Genomic DNA, 15,065 nt, shown 5'->3' on the forward strand with positions numbered 1-15,065 from the left:
CGCTCGACTTGCATGTATTAGGCACGCCGCCAGCGTTCGTCCTGAGCCAGGATCAAACTCTCCGAAGAAATGTTTGACTTGCTCATTTGCTTTTTGATAGTGTGTGCTCACTTAAAATTTAACGTTGGCGCTTTGTTTTGTTCAGTTTTCAAAGAGCAATTTTTGTTGTCGTTTCTCTCAGAAGCGACCTCTATAATGTAACACATTCTGTCACGTTTCGTCAACAACTTTTTTTAAAAATGTTTTTCCAACTTGTTAGTTGTTTAAGTTGTTGTCTTAGCGACAAGAAATAATATACCATGTACTAAAAGTGTTTGCAATACGTTTTATAAAACTTTTTCAAAAAAAAACATTTTCACCTGTTCCCTTCTATATATTCTTTACATCATCATCACACCCACCCTGTTTCCCGACCAAGCTCATGTATTATGAATAAACGAAGCATATTTCAATAGAAACACAAATAGACATATATAGATATCTTTTTTCCATGAGGTGAAGCAATGAATCTCTCATTAATCGGATTACTCATTTCTTACTGTATGGCCCTTTATTTATTCAGTACCGCTTTTTATGAAGCCATCAAGTTCAGCAGGGAAAAAGGCAAAGTGAATGGTACGACGTTTTTATTCAGCTTTACTTTTGGATTGATTTTCACACGGATCACCTATTTGTTTCACCCCTATTAAATAAAAGCAGTAAGTCGGGAGACTTACTGCTTTTATACGGAAACTTGCGCCTCTTTATTTACCTTGCTTTTCTTTTCATCCTTTAAGAACATCATCAAACCACCCAATATGATGGTACCTCCAAGTACCTGCGTCCAGAGTATCGGTTCATCCAATATGAAATAAGCCAGAATTGTCGCTCCCACCGGTTCAAGTAAAATTCCCATTGAAAGCGTCGAAGTGCTTAACCACTTTAGTGACCAATTGAATAAAGAATGCCCTAATAGAGTCGGGAAAATCGCAAGCAGAACGAAATTGATCCAATCGGTAGCAGGATAAGGCGCCAATGCCTCTCCTTTGAAGATCACATAGAAAAACAATGCGACAGCGCTGATTGCATACACGACAAAAGTATATGTTATAGAAGAGATGCGTTTTCGAACATTTTGACCAAACAGTAAATAACCGGTTACCAGCGCACATGCGATAAGCGAAAGTATATCTCCCCAAAGCGCCATGCCGCTGATTCTCAAATCACCCCAGCTAATGACAAGGCTGCCTGCTATCGCAATGACGCCGCTCAATATCGCCTTCATCGAAAACCTTTCTTTAAAAAACAGGTAGGCTCCGGCAAAAGCGAATAAAGGCTGGAGTGTGACAAGCACAGTTGAACTCGCGACAGATGTGTAATTAAGCGATTCAAACCATAATATAAAATGAAAAGCCAAAAACACGCCTGCCGCAATCGAATACAGCCAATCCATTTTTTTAATGAATTTAAGTTCATGACGGTATTTCACCAAGAAAACCGGCAACATTAGAAGCACAGTAAATAATAAACGGTAAAAGGCGATAACACCCGATGGAGCTGTCGCCAATTTAACAAGGATGGCCGAAAACGATACGGATGCCACACCGATCGCTAACGCTACATAAGGATTCAATTTTGGCATTTACTTAAATTCCTCCTTTCAACGGAATTACGTTTCATTGAACTCTATTCTACTATGTTAAAATTATTAGGGTAGTCTTTTTTAGAAAACGGGTATATGGCAACAGATGATCTTATTATTCGATAATAATTCGGAAGTGGTGAAACAAAATGGAATGGACATTCGACCCTCAATCGGAACTGCAAATCCTTATTAAATTGGGGATTTCAGCTCTCCTTGGACTAATTATCGGACTAGAGCGAGAAATGAAACGAAAACCCGTTGGATTAAAAACAAGCCTGGTCATTTCAATCGTCAGCTGTTTATTAACGATCGTTTCCATGGAATCCGCTTATAAGTTCCCGGGGAGCGACGACGTAAATATCACAATGGACCCCTTGCGTCTGGCGGCTCAGATCGTTTCCGGGGTCGGCTTTATCGGTGCAGGCGTCATTCTCCGGAGGGACAACAACAGCATATCCGGATTAACGACAGCCGCCATCATCTGGGGAGCGGCGGGAATCGGAATCGCCGTTGGAGCAGGATTCTTTGTCGAAGCAATAGCCGGCGTCATCCTATTGATCATTAGTGTCGAATTGGTGCCCGCAATCGTCACCTGGCTCGGACCGATGAAGTTACGGCAAAAAGAAATTCTTCTGCAGCTGGTCGTACAAAATAAAGATGACATTGCCATCGTACTGAAAAAAATCAAAGACGAAAAAATATTCATCAAAAACCTTAGAATCAAAGATGTGGCAAATGACAACCACCTTTTGACACTTAAAGTTCTGGTCGATCATAAAATCAGGACATCTGAAGTGTATTACACCGTCTCCAATCTTAAGGAGATTAAAAGGGTTGAGATCGAAAATACAGGATAAAGATAAAAGGGGTTCGGAATTAAATATTCCGAACCCCTTTGAATTTCCCTCAATATTAAGAGATCGAGCCTCAACGATTCCGCTATGTTAGACCATTCCCCCAATTGGGCATCCTCTTAAATTAATGGCTATTTATCATTTTTGCAAAAATCTCATATTTAATATTGACTTTTCACCAAAATCCGATACAATAATTATTGTACCTCAATTCGGGGCATTAGCTCAGCTGGGAGAGCGCTACGCTGGCAGCGTAGAGGTCAGCGGTTCGATCCCGCTATGCTCCATATCCGAAAACCCTTGCGTAGCAAGGGTTTTTTTCTATTTATCTAATCCTGCCCTTTGATTACTGTGTCTCAATCTGAGATGACCTTCACATATATCCCCTTGAACAACACGGATTTTAGGTACATCGACTAATTTAATTCATTCATTTAAAGTTCTGCTCACATTGGCTGGATCATCAGGAGTTCCATGCTGAGTGCAAGCCACTAAATACGTGATTTTGATAAATATCCCCTAATCTAAGTTTCTCTTTTGAAACGGTTCATTCACCCTTTCAGCATCCTTCCCAGATAAATTAATGGTTCGTAAACCCGACTTGGTTTTAGCCCCATTTATTATTGTCCTTCCGTCATGACTTAACGTTTGTCTACTAGTTATTCCCCCTTTCACTAAGTCAGCATCTTTCGCGTAGTCCGGGTATTTCACCTTGTCGCATCCCCGGAGTTCATGCCAGGAGAAAGATGATTATAATTGATTCCTTTTTTATTTGCTTTTGACAGTTTGATTTTCGCTGCTACATTTTTAGAAACTAGTTCAAAATCGATCGCATGTTCAAGTGAATTTCTAACGCTCTCCACACGGGTTGACTATAATTGACAATGCATGGAGGGTTTGGTAGATTTCACAAAAAAAATAAAGGAACCAGTATCATCTGATTCCTTTAGCAATATTTCATGTAAGAAGCCATTTAGGTGTGTTTTTTACATGTATTAACAAACATATAAATTAACGTCCTACTTCGCTTTCACCTGAATGGGAACACTTCTACCGTTATCCCATTCCATCAAGATTCTTTGACTCAAAGTTATCAAGCAATGCACGCACTTCATCTGTTGACTCTGTGCTCATTAATTGATTTCTTAATTCACTTGCCCCTCGAAACCCGCGGACATATATCTTAAAAAAGCGATGAAGAGCCTTGAACGGACGTAGTCCTAATTTTGAATATTTATCATGGAGATCCAGATGCAACCTTAATAGATCAAGCAATTCCTTACTACTATGATCTTTCGGCTCCTTTTCAAAGGCAAATGGATTATTGAAAATACCGCGCCCAATCATAACTCCATCAATGCCGTATTGATGAGCGAGCTTTAAGCCAGTTTGACGGTCAGGGATATCCCCATTGATCGTCAATAGTGTATCTGGTGCCACCTTGTCACGAAGTTTCTTGATCTCCGGGATTAGTTCCCAATGAGCATCTACTTTGCTCATTTCCTTTCTTGTACGCAGATGAATGGATAGATTGACAATATCTTGTTTCAATATGTGTGTCAGCCAGTCGTGCCACTCGTCTACATCCGTGAAACCAAGCCTTGTCTTTACACTTACCGGCAATCCTCCTGCTTTTGCTGCTTGTATTAAATCGGCTGCAACTTCTGGACGACGGATAAGGCCGCTTCCCTTCCCATTCTGTGTCACATTAGGTACAGGACAGCCCATATTGATATCGACACCCCGATAGCCTAGTTTCGCCATACCAATACTCATTTGCCGAAAGTGTTCGGGCTTATCCCCCCATATGTGGGCTACAATTGGTTGTTCATCCTCTGTAAAAGTCAAACGTCCACGCACACTTTGTTGCCCCTCTGGGTGACAATAACTCTCCGTGTTTGTAAACTCTGTAAAAAACACATCAGGTCTGGCTGCTTCACTCACTACATGGCGAAAAACAACATCCGTCACATCTTCCATTGGTGCCAGTATAAAAAAAGGCCGTGGTAAATCACGCCAAAAATTATCTATCATGCTCAAATCCAAATCCTCTCATTATGGAATACCAGGCCAACCCCTTATCCCAAAATTAAAAAGCAAAATGTCCCTGCTTCTTTTACACTTATACCATGCTTAATCACTTTTTATCAAACTGATCGGATATGTTTATTTCCCGAAATCGGGTTTTATTTTAACTTCACACTCTTTTCACAAAATATCTCCAACTAAAACCCAACCCATCAACCAGCATTCCACTGTTCAAGTTAAAATAAAGATTTGCCAAAATAACTAAGAATACACTCGGAAGAAAACTGGAATTACAAGGGTTTACAGTAAAAAGACCCCGAAATCGCAAAAGTACTTTTCAACGAAATCAGGGTAGAACTGGCAAATGTTTATTTAAACTAGCAAAGGCATTTTTTAATTAGACATCTTCCATTCCAAATCCGTCACGACTTCAACATGCGTGGAGTGTAATTGACAACACACGAGATGTTGGTGGGTTTTTCACCTTCTTTTTTGATGAGTTCTTTTAAAGCAGAATCTCCGATTTTATCATTACTTTCTTCCTGTTCACGAATTATTTTTGACTCTTGAATGATTAGTTAGTTGACCATTTTTTCAAAAATTTTAAAGTAAAGGGAAGTGGCGCTCAAATTTCGGAACCCCTTATTATATAGAATAAAGCAATCTATGATGGAATTTATTCCAAGATAGACTGCTTTATAAAAGTCATTTTATTGAATGATGGATTAACGCTCTATTCTTCTAAACTTGCTTTTATTCCTTTAATATTCATAACTTTATCAATTTCATTTTTATCTTCGGTCAGAATATAGCATTCCTGTTCATGGCTATTCGTTGCCAACCATTCTTTTCCGTTTTTGAAAAATGATAAATCCTCTGGTAATTGAGGATATTCCCAGTCATATAAGGAGTTTGTCGCATCCAATATAATGGCTTTGGTCCATTCGGATTCTTCTTTTACTTCTATAAGGGAACTGTCTAATTGTTTCAAAAAATCCTTAAACTTATCTAAAGGACCCATGTCTTTTCTAATCACCAGGTGAAATCTATCACATGTTTCAAAAGCAAGGTTGATTAAATCTGTATATACTTTCTTTTGAGGTTTTTTTTGTAAGTCTAATCATTTTTTTACGTCTCCTTATCATTGCAATGATTAACTAACTTACAATCCTTCAGGACAATCTATGAAAAAAGGTGCGATAAGCTGTCCTAGCCTTCGTATTCCCTCTATTATTTCTTCCTCATTGGCATAACTGAACGAGAGCCGGAGAAACTCGGTTCCATCGTTTTGATCCAAGAAAAAGTATTTCCCTGGAACATATGAAACACCCTCAGCCAGTGCCTGTGATAATAGATCCGACGTATCAACACCCGGAACTCTCATCCATACAAAGTAACCGCCATCTGGAACATACCAGGAAACAAATTCTGGAAGAAATTGTTTCATCGCACGGATTAACGCAGTACATTTAGAACGATACACATCTTTTAGAAGGTCGAGCCGTTTCTCAAAATCGGTGTTTTCTAAGTATGCAGCCATTGCACTTTGAGCAAATGGATGGTCCAAATCTTTTTTAAACCACTCTAAAGCCTTAATGAATTCACTTTCCCCTGCTATCCATCCAATCCGCATTCCTGGTGCAACAACCTTGGATAAAGACCCAACTTGGAGGACTCGCCCGCATTTATCCATAGATTTTATTGGCACCGGATTTTTATCAAAGGATAGTTCTCCGTATGCATCATCCTCTATAATGAGGAAATCAAACTCGATGGAAAGCTCCACTAAATGCTTCCGGCGCTCCATTGTCATAGTCGTCCCTGTAGGATTTTGAAAGGTTGGGATTGTATATAGAAAACGCGGGAGGGGTAGACCTGTACGTTTCCTTTCATCCAGTATTTCTTTTAATCGGTACGTTTGGAGTCCCTGTTCATCTATGGGTATACTAATAATCTGCTTCGTATAGTTTTGAAAAATCTCTAAAGCCTCCATATAGGTGGGAGACTCTACCGCTACGGCCGCTTTATCATCAAGAAGGACGCGGGCAATAAGATCGATCCCCTGGCAAGCTCCTGATGTAATCAAAAGCTGATCTTCCACAATGGAAATTCCACGCTCTCCCAATCTTTTTTGGATTTGATGCTTTAGTCTTGCAATTCTTGGACTTCCGATATAATGGAGCGGCAAATCCTGCTCCTCATCAAGAAGTCTGGCTACAGCTACCTTGAGCTCCTCAGCAGGAACGAGAGCAGGATCAGGATAGCCTGAACTCAAGCGAATGCAACCTTCTGGCAAATTTGGCATCCATGCACCGGGCGGATCATTCTTAAGTGCCGCTTTAATGTTCTCAGGAAAAAAAGATTCAACATTCACTTCAACCATACACCTTTCCGTCAATCAAACCTGATTGATTCTCGCAATTTTTGAAGATAGCTGCTTATTTCATGATACACGCTGATAGTCATCAAGAGACAACAATGCCTCTTTATCTTTTGCAAATTCCGGAGTCTCTTTTACACAGAACTCTTTTGGCCGCTCCAATGGAATGATGAAAGAACCTAAAAAAATAAAGAAAGGCAGATCGTCCGCCCTTCTTCACTTTTTATGCAACTCATTCCATTTCTTAACCAAACGCTTCGGTGCCGCGCGTAAATAGGCTTCTTTAATAGATAGGTCAATTCATCCCAGTCTTCCTTATCCGGATTTTGAATAGAAACCCAACCGTGATGTCCTATATATGGGGTTTTGAAAAAATTCTCGTTCTGCAGCAATAATTCTTGAGTTTCTCGATCTGACTTGAACGACAAGCGGAATCCTTTCTCGCTTCACCTGAAATCACGAAGGATTTTCCATTGATTTTAAAAGTATTGTGGCCGAAGCCGTCAATATGTTCAACAGCTTCAGGTAGTGCAAGGCAGATATTGCGTAAAATTTCAAGCATGGCTGCCGTGTCTTGTGATTTCATGTTTTAATTCACCTATTATCCACTCTATTTTGCGTTTACATCAGGTTGATGAATTCCGAATATATTGCCTTCGGTATCCATATAGTAGCCTTGCCAAGCCATACCAGGCAGGGCATATTTGGGCATTGCGACGTTACCGCCATTCTCAATGATTTTAGCTTCCGTTAAATCGTAATCTTCCACGCCCATTGTACAAGCAAATCCATTTAATGCTTGGTTTGTTTCCGGCGGAGCACTTTGACGCTGCATCAAAGCACCGTTGATCCCAAGTTCTTTCTCATCGCCAGTTACCGCTCCAAAGTAAGGCATGCCTGCATACTCACTCCAATCTTGAAATGACCATCCAAATACCTCTCCATAAAACTTCTTTGCCCGTTCCATGTCATTCACATGAATCTCGAAATGAACTAATCTTCCCATGATTCCCTCCTAAGTAACATATGAATTAACCATTCACTTACCTTATCCAGTCTGTTAGCTTACACATACTATTATAATTGAAATGGAAATAAATTCAAAGAACTTGGAGCTTCATCATACAATTTGTTAAAGCTGGTTTGTTCCGACCAACCGTTTGCATGCCTAATTTTTGCGAAACTATGTGTATATTTTTGTGAAAGTTGGACTAGACTGCTAGTAAATGATTCTAGGAGGTTATCAAATGTTTAGATTCGGAAAGAGCAAGCTGCGGAGCAAGGTCGGTAAATTAATCGATAAGCACGGATATACACAAGAGGAGTTTGTCAGTGCGTCAGGAATCTCACGTAATACGATAAGCAGAGTTTGCAGCGATCCTAAGTATGTACCGTCAGCCGGGGTTTTAAAGAAAATCATGAAGGCGGTTCGAAGCATAGATGCTGGCGCAAAGGCAGATGACTACTTTGATTTGTAAACAAAAAGGGCCCTAGCGTAATGGCCGGGGCTAAATGCATTTGTTCAATCCTTGTTCATGCCCCATAAACCATACTTTCCTTTCGCTCGAATAAAGTCATCCAGCAGCCGAATGTCCTTAACTTCCCAAGCGAACCTTCCCACTTTGAAGTCCCTTCCAATATTGCCTGCGTTCCGTTATTTTCAATTACATACACCCATGATCATACAAGTTCGAAGGTTAGTCCTTTGAATATCCTTTCTTATCCAGCAACAACTGGATTGCCAGTGGGCCACGGTACGATAATTCGTTCTCCATGACCTTGTTTCGTATTTGACCTCCCCCAGAACAAAATGATTCGCCCAAGGCTGGGTTCTGAATCTAAAAAATAAACCCCCACTTCCATTAGGAGCGGGGGTTTTTCCGATGATATGTATATATCTTGCGGTTCTTTTGTCCCTTTTAGAAAAACCCTGCAGGGATTGTCTAAAAGGGACAAAAGGTTATATATTCCTATTAAGCTATTTTCGATTAACCATTTTCTTTATGAACTGAACCACAGGTGACACAATCGATTCATGTACATTCGTAAGGGCATAGCCGATCAGACCCATTATTACCAGGGCCAAGATTAATCCTATTATCAATCCTGATGTTTCTCTAAGTTCTTCAAGTACAGCATCCATCATTCCTTAACCTCCCCGGCTTGCCGATGCGACTTAATTATGGTTTTACATCTATTTTACTTTAGTCATTTATCGTTTTTTCTTGGGCCTTGCCCATTCATTTAAATAAGGTTCATTATAACGCATTGGATGATTATGGTCGAGATGCCACTTTTTTAAACGTTTTTATTGATGTCATTCACATCATTGCTTACTAATAAAGGCTCTACCTCTAGCGTTTCTCTTTAAGTTTAAATATAAACCCTCGTTTCATCCGAACATACAAGAAACAATGTAAACCTTTTCATTTGTCCAAAACCGACAAACAAATGACAGAATTATTGTTTTTTTAGAACATTGAGAATATTGTCGAAAAACCGTAAGCTTAATTTATTGAAATACATCTTCTTAGGGGGTGCGCTTTATATGGAAGCCATTACAAGGGACTTTTTCTTGTTTTTATCTAAAAATAATCTGCTTAATAATATTGCTAAAAAAAGCGGAGGAAATTTCGCTGCTGGAAAGATCATTGGGGGAACTGATTTCCAAAGTTCCATTAAATTCATTAAACAACTTAACAATAGCGGCTTGTCTGTTACAGTAGACCACCTTGGGGAATTCGTTGATTCTAAGGAAGTGACTCAAGAACGGACGGCGGAATGCATCGAAACCATCGAAATGATCAGCAGGGAAAAACTTGATTCACAGGTTTCTCTGAAGATGACTTCTTTGGGACTTGATATCGATCATAAACTCGTGATCGAGAATATGACGAAAATTCTTGATACAGCCGAAAAACATAAAGTCATGGTCACGATCGATATGGAAGATGAAGTTCGCTGTCAGGCAACTATCGATATCTTTAGACAGTTCAAAGAAAAATACAGCTGCATAAGTACTGTTCTACAAGCATATTTATTCCGCACAGAGAAAGATTTGGAGGACCTTGGCCAATATAAGCCATTCCTGCGTCTCGTAAAGGGTGCCTACAAGGAATCTGCCGAGGTAGCTTTTCCCGAAAAGTATGATGTAGACGAAAACTATAAAAAGTTGATTAAGCAAAGTCTTCTTAACGGAAATTATACGGCCATTGCCTCACATGATGACAAAATCATCGAATATACAAAAGAGCTGGCTAAGAAGTTCGACATCCCGAATACACAATTCGAATTTCAAATGCTTTATGGCATGAGAAATAAAACTCAATACGAATTGGTCAAGCAAGGTTACAAAATGCGCGTCTATGTACCATATGGTCTGGATTGGTATGGATACTTCATGAGAAGGCTTGCAGAACGGCCATCCAATATTGCCTTTGCCTTCAAAGGGATGGTCAGAAGCTAAATATACATTCAACATTATTAATGGCTACAAAAAATCTATTAAAAGGTGTGATTATCAATGATTTCATATAAACACGAACCATTTGTCGATTTTACAAACGAGGAAAACAAAAAAGCATATCAGGAAGCACTTCAAACTGTTGAAGGCTACTTAGGGCAAGACTACCCTCTTTATATTGGGGCAGAGAAAGTGACGACTGATGAGAAAATCGTTTCATATAACCCTGCAGATAAGCAAGAGGTCATCGGCCGAGTATCGAAAGCGAATAGGGATCTTGCTGAAAAAGCCATGCAGGAAGCTGTTACCGCTTTTGAAAGCTGGAAAAAAGTGAAGCCGGAAATCCGTGCTGACGTTTTGTTCAAAGCAGCTGCCATCATTCGCAGACGCAAGCATGAGTTCTCTGCGTTATTGACGAAAGAAGCGGGAAAACCTTGGAATGAGGCTGATGCGGATACAGCGGAAGCGATCGATTTCCTTGAATTCTATGCACGCCAAATGCTGACGCTTAAAGATGGTGTGCCAGTTCAAAGCCGTCCGGGCGAATTCAACCGCTATGATTACATTCCATTAGGGGTAGGCATCATCATTTCTCCTTGGAACTTCCCATTTGCGATCATGGCAGGTACAGCTGTTGCCGCTATCGTTACTGGTAACACAATTCTATTGAAACCAGCTTCTACTACTCCTATCGTTGCTGCGAAATTCGTTGAAGTGATGCTTGAAGCCGGTCTTCCAGCAGGTGTATTGAATTTCGTTCCGGGAAGCGGAGCCGAGGTGGGCGACTACCTGGTTGATCATCCTAAAACACGTTTCATTTCCTTCACAGGTTCACGTGATGTAGGTCTGCGCATTTACAAACGTGCTTCTGAAGTGAATGAAGGACAAATTTGGCTGAAGCGTGTCATTGCTGAAATGGGCGGAAAAGATACGATCGTCGTCGACAAAGAGGCAGATCTTGAATTGGCTGCTCAATCAATCGTGAAATCTGCATTTGGCTTCTCGGGACAAAAATGTTCTGCATGCTCCCGTGCTGTCATCGTAGAAGACGTATACGATCAAGTATTAGATCGCGCTGTTGAATTAACAAAACAGCTAACAGTTGGAAATCCTGTAGAAAATCATTTCATGGGACCAGTTATCGATCAAGCTGCTTTTGACAAAATCATGAGCTATATTGAAATCGGGAACCAAGAAGGACGCATTCTGACAGGAGGAGAAGGAGATAGCTCTAAAGGCTACTTCGTTCAGCCGACAATCGTTGCTGATGTCGATCCGCAAGCCCGCTTGATGCAAGAAGAAATCTTCGGACCAGTCGTTGCCTTCACAAAAGCGAAGGACTTTAACGAAGCTCTTGAGATTGCCAATAACACTGAATATGGTTTGACTGGGGCTGTCATTACGACAAATCGCCTTAACATGGAAAAAGCGCGCGAAGAATTCCATGTAGGGAACTTGTATTTCAACCGCGGCTGCACTGGTGCAATCGTAGGTTACCAGCCATTCGGCGGGTTCAACATGTCAGGAACCGATTCCAAGGCAGGCGGACCGGACTACTTGCAGCTTCATATGCAAGCCAAAACAACATCCGAAACATTTTGATAAGATTCGATTAAGCAATTTGAAAATGCTTTGAAACACACTATGGTTATGTATCTCCCATTAAGGATACGGAAACCAAAATGAGGTTAAATGGAGGAAGTGACAAATAGGTTGCTTCCTCTTTTAAAACAAAAAATTACTTATTTCAACCTGAAGGGAGTCTTCAAATGATAGATTACTCATTAATAATTTCGATCAGCATTTATATGGCGGGCATGCTGCTAATCGGATATTTCGCCTACAAAAAGACCTCCAATCTAAATGATTACATGCTTGGCGACCGGGGTCTTGGACCTGCTGTCACTGCATTAAGCGCAGGCGCTGCCGATATGAGCGGCTGGCTTTTAATGGGGATGCCCGGCGCCATGTTCGCAACGGGACTCAGTTCCATCTGGATCGTAATCGGCCTGACGCTTGGTGCCTATGCGAACTGGCTGTATGTTGCACCAAGATTGAGAACCTATACGGAAGTAGCCAATAACTCCATTACGATCCCCGCTTTCCTGGAAAATCGTTTTGGTGAGGGCTCGCGGATCTTAAGGTTCATTTCAGCATTGGTTATCCTGGTATTCTTTACCTTTTACGTTTCTTCCGGAATGGTGTCCGGCGGAGTCTTATTCCAAAGTACATTTGGCCTTGATTACCATACAGGTCTATGGATCTTGACAGGCGTCACCGTTGCCTATACTTTATTCGGCGGATTCCTGGCAGTAAGCTGGACAGACTTTGTTCAAGGACTGATCATGGTCGTGGCCCTGGTTCTTGTACCGATCGTCACACTTTTCCATGTTGGCGGTTTCGGTCCTTCCATAGAAACACCACGTTCCATTGATCCTGCCCTATTGAATATTTTCACAGGGACGAGCTTTTTAGGCATCATCTCATTATTTGCATGGGGACTGGGTTACTTCGGACAGCCTCATATCATTGTCCGCTTTATGGCGATCAGTTCTGTTAAGGAAATAAAGAAAGCCCGTACTATCGGGATGAGCTGGATGATTTTCTCCACTATCGGTGCGATGCTGACTGGATTCATCGGAATCACGTATTATTCCCAAAACGGTCTCAAATTAGCTGACCCTGAAACGATTTTCATTGAGTTAGGGGAAATACTATTCCACCCATTCATTACTGGTTTCTTGATTTCAGCCATACTGGCAGCCGTCATGAGCACGATTTCTTCGCAGCTCTTGGTTACTGCCAGCTCTTTAACCGAAGATATATACAAAACCTTCTTCCGTCGTTCCGCATCGGATAAAGAACTTGTCTTCCTAGGCAGGCTTTCTGTACTGATCATTTCAATCATCGCGCTTATTCTCTCTTGGGAGAAAAATGACACGATTCTTGGACTTGTCGGGTACGCGTGGGCTGGATTTGGTTCTTCATTCGGTCCATTGGTCATACTAAGCCTTTGCTGGAAACGCATGACAAAGTGGGGGGCATTAGCAGGGATGGTCGTTGGTGCTGCTACTGTCATTATCTGGTCCATGTCAGGATTATCAGATACGCTTTATGAAATGATTCCTGGTTTTGGCGCAAGCTTGATTGCTATCATTGTGGTCAGTCTTCTTACAAAGAAGCCATCAAAAGAAGTAGAAACGGATTTCGAAGAATTCGAAAGAACATTAAAACAATAATAAATCCCCTAAAAGGAACGGTATTTTTTCATATACCGTTCCTTCTTTGTTCTTGCCCCTATACACATCATAACTTTAAAAGTATTATTATACTAAGTTGTCCTACACTTCAAAAAACTACAGGGGGCCATATATGTCATTAGAAAAAATCCTGACTCTCACAAACATCAACGATATAACGGATATGGTCAGCACTTATTTAAAAAAACCAGTCGTCATCGAAAATGAACAATTTTTATTGCTCGCATATAGTTCATATTATATCGAACACTTCGACCAAGCCAATCGGCAAACCATCTTCACAAAGCATTGGCCGATTCCAATTCTGGAGAAATTCATGGATGAGGGCATTGTCGAACAGCTTAAAACCGTGGAGCATCCATTCAGGGTGAAACAAATCGAGGAAATCGGATTAAATCCAAGAGTCGTTGTGAGCGCCGTTCACAAAGGACAGGTCCTCGGATTCATTTGGGTCCAAGAAACGGAAATGATGACTGATTCCGATTTGGAATTTTTACATGAAGTTTCCCATCATATCGGCAAGCTTCTTTATCAGAAAAAACAGATAAACATAAAAAAAGATGAAGAAAAAAATGAGTTTTATCAAAAGGTCATTGATGAAGTCTATCAAACTGAAAATCAAATAAAATGGGAAGCCGCCAATATGAGTCTTCTCATTCCGGAAACTTTCCTTGTCAATGTCTTTACCATCGCTCAATCCGATGCGGAACATTTCGATGAATTATCGGATACAGTCAGCCTATTCGCCAATGCATTGAATCATTTTACACATGTATTCACAAACCAACTGAAGATCATCGTCTTGATTGGAAGCAATGGAAAAGGGAAAGACCTGCTTACCGATAGTGCCAATGATTTAACGAACACCGTTCTTTCCCAATTCAATGACAAAAAGGTATTTCCGGGTATCGGAAATGAGTACTCTTCCATTCTTCAATTAAGAAAATCCTATCTCGAAGCCCTGGAAGTGATCAACGCAGCCAAGTTCATCGGTGAACCTGAACAGCTTCCCTTCCAATATAGCAAGCTTGGGATTTTCCGTTACCTCGAAATGATCTCCAACCATCATACTAAAACGAATTATATCAATACGGATCTAGAGATTCTTCAAAAGAAGGACCAGGAAAGCCAAACCAAACTCCTTCAAACACTGGAAATATATCTGTTTAACAATTGCCGGATCAAACCGACAGCTGAACAGCTATACATCCATACCAACACATTGAAATATAGATTGAATCAAATAACCGATCTCACCTCAATCGATTTTGATGACTTTCATTCTAGAATGCAACTATACATCGATTTACAGCTTATAAAGCAGAGATCTTAAAGAGGTCCCCGGTTTTTGGGTTTGGGAGATTCAATAAGCCAAGGAGAGAAGAAACGCGGCTAGGTCTGAAGTTTTCCTCTCTCTCTTGATCAAACTGCTCCATCACCCGAATTCATCCCTTCT

Annotated in this window: 14 protein-coding genes, 1 tRNA gene and 1 rRNA gene; 8 read left to right on the forward strand and 8 right to left on the reverse strand. The window is 40.7% G+C overall.

Going from position 1 to position 15,065, the window contains the following annotated elements:
* Positions 1 to 68 (reverse strand): 16S ribosomal RNA (locus ACFRAK_RS24745); the annotation flags it as partial.
* A 435-nt stretch (positions 69 to 503) separates the two neighbouring features.
* Here ACFRAK_RS24745 and ACFRAK_RS24750 point away from each other — a divergent pair.
* Complete coding sequence (locus ACFRAK_RS24750; RefSeq protein WP_192206835.1) at positions 504 to 689, forward strand: hypothetical protein; 186 nt, start codon at positions 504 to 506, stop codon at positions 687 to 689.
* A 32-nt stretch (positions 690 to 721) separates the two neighbouring features.
* Here the strand turns inward: ACFRAK_RS24750 and ACFRAK_RS24755 are convergent, their stop codons facing one another.
* Positions 722 to 1,621 (reverse strand): DMT family transporter, encoded by a 900-nt coding sequence (locus tag ACFRAK_RS24755; RefSeq protein ID WP_387707257.1) that lies wholly within the window; start codon positions 1,619 to 1,621, stop codon positions 722 to 724.
* A gap of 149 nt (positions 1,622 to 1,770) precedes the next feature.
* Here ACFRAK_RS24755 and ACFRAK_RS24760 point away from each other — a divergent pair, with 149 nt between their 5' ends.
* Both ACFRAK_RS24760 and ACFRAK_RS24765 read left to right on the forward strand, forming a co-directional pair.
* Positions 1,771 to 2,481 carry an MgtC/SapB family protein gene (locus tag ACFRAK_RS24760; protein ID WP_387603756.1) on the forward strand — a complete coding sequence of 237 codons (711 nt, stop codon included), beginning with the start codon at positions 1,771 to 1,773 and terminating at the stop codon, positions 2,479 to 2,481.
* A gap of 211 nt (positions 2,482 to 2,692) precedes the next feature.
* Positions 2,693 to 2,765 (forward strand) — tRNA-Ala (locus tag ACFRAK_RS24765).
* A 769-nt stretch (positions 2,766 to 3,534) separates the two neighbouring features.
* Here the strand turns inward: ACFRAK_RS24765 and ACFRAK_RS24770 are convergent.
* The 5 genes from ACFRAK_RS24770 to ACFRAK_RS24790 all read right to left on the reverse strand — a co-directional run bounded on the left by ACFRAK_RS24770 (position 3,535) and on the right by ACFRAK_RS24790 (position 7,892).
* Entirely contained in the window at positions 3,535 to 4,512 is a 978-nt protein-coding gene (locus tag ACFRAK_RS24770) for a tRNA dihydrouridine synthase (protein WP_387604149.1), read from the reverse strand.
* 727 nt (positions 4,513 to 5,239) lie between these two features.
* Positions 5,240 to 5,527, reverse strand: a complete 288-nt coding sequence (locus ACFRAK_RS24775; protein ID WP_394572712.1) for a hypothetical protein — start codon at positions 5,525 to 5,527, stop codon at positions 5,240 to 5,242.
* A 141-nt stretch (positions 5,528 to 5,668) separates the two neighbouring features.
* A complete protein-coding gene (locus ACFRAK_RS24780; protein WP_394572713.1) occupies positions 5,669 to 6,880 on the reverse strand; it encodes an aminotransferase-like domain-containing protein in 1,212 nt (403 codons plus the stop codon).
* 358 nt (positions 6,881 to 7,238) lie between these two features.
* Entirely contained in the window at positions 7,239 to 7,472 is a 234-nt protein-coding gene (locus ACFRAK_RS24785; RefSeq protein ID WP_387603764.1) for an MmcQ/YjbR family DNA-binding protein, read from the reverse strand.
* Between the two features lie 24 nt (positions 7,473 to 7,496).
* Positions 7,497 to 7,892, reverse strand: coding sequence for a VOC family protein (locus ACFRAK_RS24790; protein WP_260285608.1), 396 nt, complete (start codon positions 7,890 to 7,892; stop codon positions 7,497 to 7,499).
* 241 nt (positions 7,893 to 8,133) lie between these two features.
* Here ACFRAK_RS24790 and ACFRAK_RS24795 point away from each other — a divergent pair, with 241 nt between their 5' ends.
* A complete protein-coding gene (locus ACFRAK_RS24795; protein WP_387603767.1) occupies positions 8,134 to 8,364 on the forward strand; it encodes a helix-turn-helix transcriptional regulator in 231 nt (76 codons plus the stop codon).
* 500 nt (positions 8,365 to 8,864) lie between these two features.
* Here ACFRAK_RS24795 and ACFRAK_RS24800 read toward each other — a convergent pair whose 3' ends face one another.
* A complete protein-coding gene (locus ACFRAK_RS24800; protein WP_387603770.1) occupies positions 8,865 to 9,032 on the reverse strand; it encodes a hypothetical protein in 168 nt (55 codons plus the stop codon).
* 402 nt (positions 9,033 to 9,434) lie between these two features.
* Between ACFRAK_RS24800 and ACFRAK_RS24805 the strand changes: the two genes are divergently transcribed.
* From ACFRAK_RS24805 to ACFRAK_RS24820, 4 genes are all read left to right on the forward strand, one after another.
* The gene (locus ACFRAK_RS24805; RefSeq protein WP_394572714.1) at positions 9,435 to 10,352 is read left to right on the forward strand and encodes a proline dehydrogenase family protein; all 918 of its coding nucleotides are present in this window, start codon (positions 9,435 to 9,437) and stop codon (positions 10,350 to 10,352) included.
* Between the two features lie 57 nt (positions 10,353 to 10,409).
* Entirely contained in the window at positions 10,410 to 11,951 is a 1,542-nt protein-coding gene (gene pruA / locus ACFRAK_RS24810; protein ID WP_098372313.1) for an L-glutamate gamma-semialdehyde dehydrogenase, read from the forward strand.
* A gap of 167 nt (positions 11,952 to 12,118) precedes the next feature.
* Positions 12,119 to 13,588, forward strand: a complete 1,470-nt coding sequence (gene putP, locus ACFRAK_RS24815; protein WP_387603774.1) for a sodium/proline symporter PutP — start codon at positions 12,119 to 12,121, stop codon at positions 13,586 to 13,588.
* Between the two features lie 133 nt (positions 13,589 to 13,721).
* Positions 13,722 to 14,942 (forward strand): PucR family transcriptional regulator, encoded by a 1,221-nt coding sequence (locus ACFRAK_RS24820; protein ID WP_387603777.1) that lies wholly within the window; start codon positions 13,722 to 13,724, stop codon positions 14,940 to 14,942.
* Positions 14,943 to 15,065 lie beyond the last annotated feature (123 nt).

It is taken from the genome of Peribacillus sp. NPDC056705 (genome assembly GCF_043656335.1).

Bases quoted from the DNA above. Each gene is read 5' to 3' on its own strand.
- ACFRAK_RS24760 (WP_387603756.1), top strand. From the start codon at position 1,771: ATGGAATGGACATTCGACCCTCAATCGGAACTGCAAATCCTTATTAAA.
- ACFRAK_RS24750 (WP_192206835.1), top strand. From the start codon at position 504: ATGAATCTCTCATTAATCGGATTACTCATTTCTTACTGTATGGCCCTT.
- putP (WP_387603774.1), top strand. From the start codon at position 12,119: ATGATAGATTACTCATTAATAATTTCGATCAGCATTTATATGGCGGGC.
- ACFRAK_RS24820 (WP_387603777.1), top strand. From the start codon at position 13,722: ATGTCATTAGAAAAAATCCTGACTCTCACAAACATCAACGATATAACG.
- ACFRAK_RS24755 (WP_387707257.1), bottom strand. From the start codon at position 1,621: ATGCCAAAATTGAATCCTTATGTAGCGTTAGCGATCGGTGTGGCATCC.
- ACFRAK_RS24795 (WP_387603767.1), top strand. From the start codon at position 8,134: ATGTTTAGATTCGGAAAGAGCAAGCTGCGGAGCAAGGTCGGTAAATTA.
- ACFRAK_RS24790 (WP_260285608.1), bottom strand. From the start codon at position 7,892: ATGGGAAGATTAGTTCATTTCGAGATTCATGTGAATGACATGGAACGG.
- ACFRAK_RS24775 (WP_394572712.1), bottom strand. From the start codon at position 5,527: ATGGGTCCTTTAGATAAGTTTAAGGATTTTTTGAAACAATTAGACAGT.
- ACFRAK_RS24770 (WP_387604149.1), bottom strand. From the start codon at position 4,512: ATGATAGATAATTTTTGGCGTGATTTACCACGGCCTTTTTTTATACTG.
- pruA (WP_098372313.1), top strand. From the start codon at position 10,410: ATGATTTCATATAAACACGAACCATTTGTCGATTTTACAAACGAGGAA.
- ACFRAK_RS24800 (WP_387603770.1), bottom strand. From the start codon at position 9,032: ATGATGGATGCTGTACTTGAAGAACTTAGAGAAACATCAGGATTGATA.
- ACFRAK_RS24785 (WP_387603764.1), bottom strand. From the start codon at position 7,472: ATGAAATCACAAGACACGGCAGCCATGCTTGAAATTTTACGCAATATC.
- ACFRAK_RS24805 (WP_394572714.1), top strand. From the start codon at position 9,435: ATGGAAGCCATTACAAGGGACTTTTTCTTGTTTTTATCTAAAAATAAT.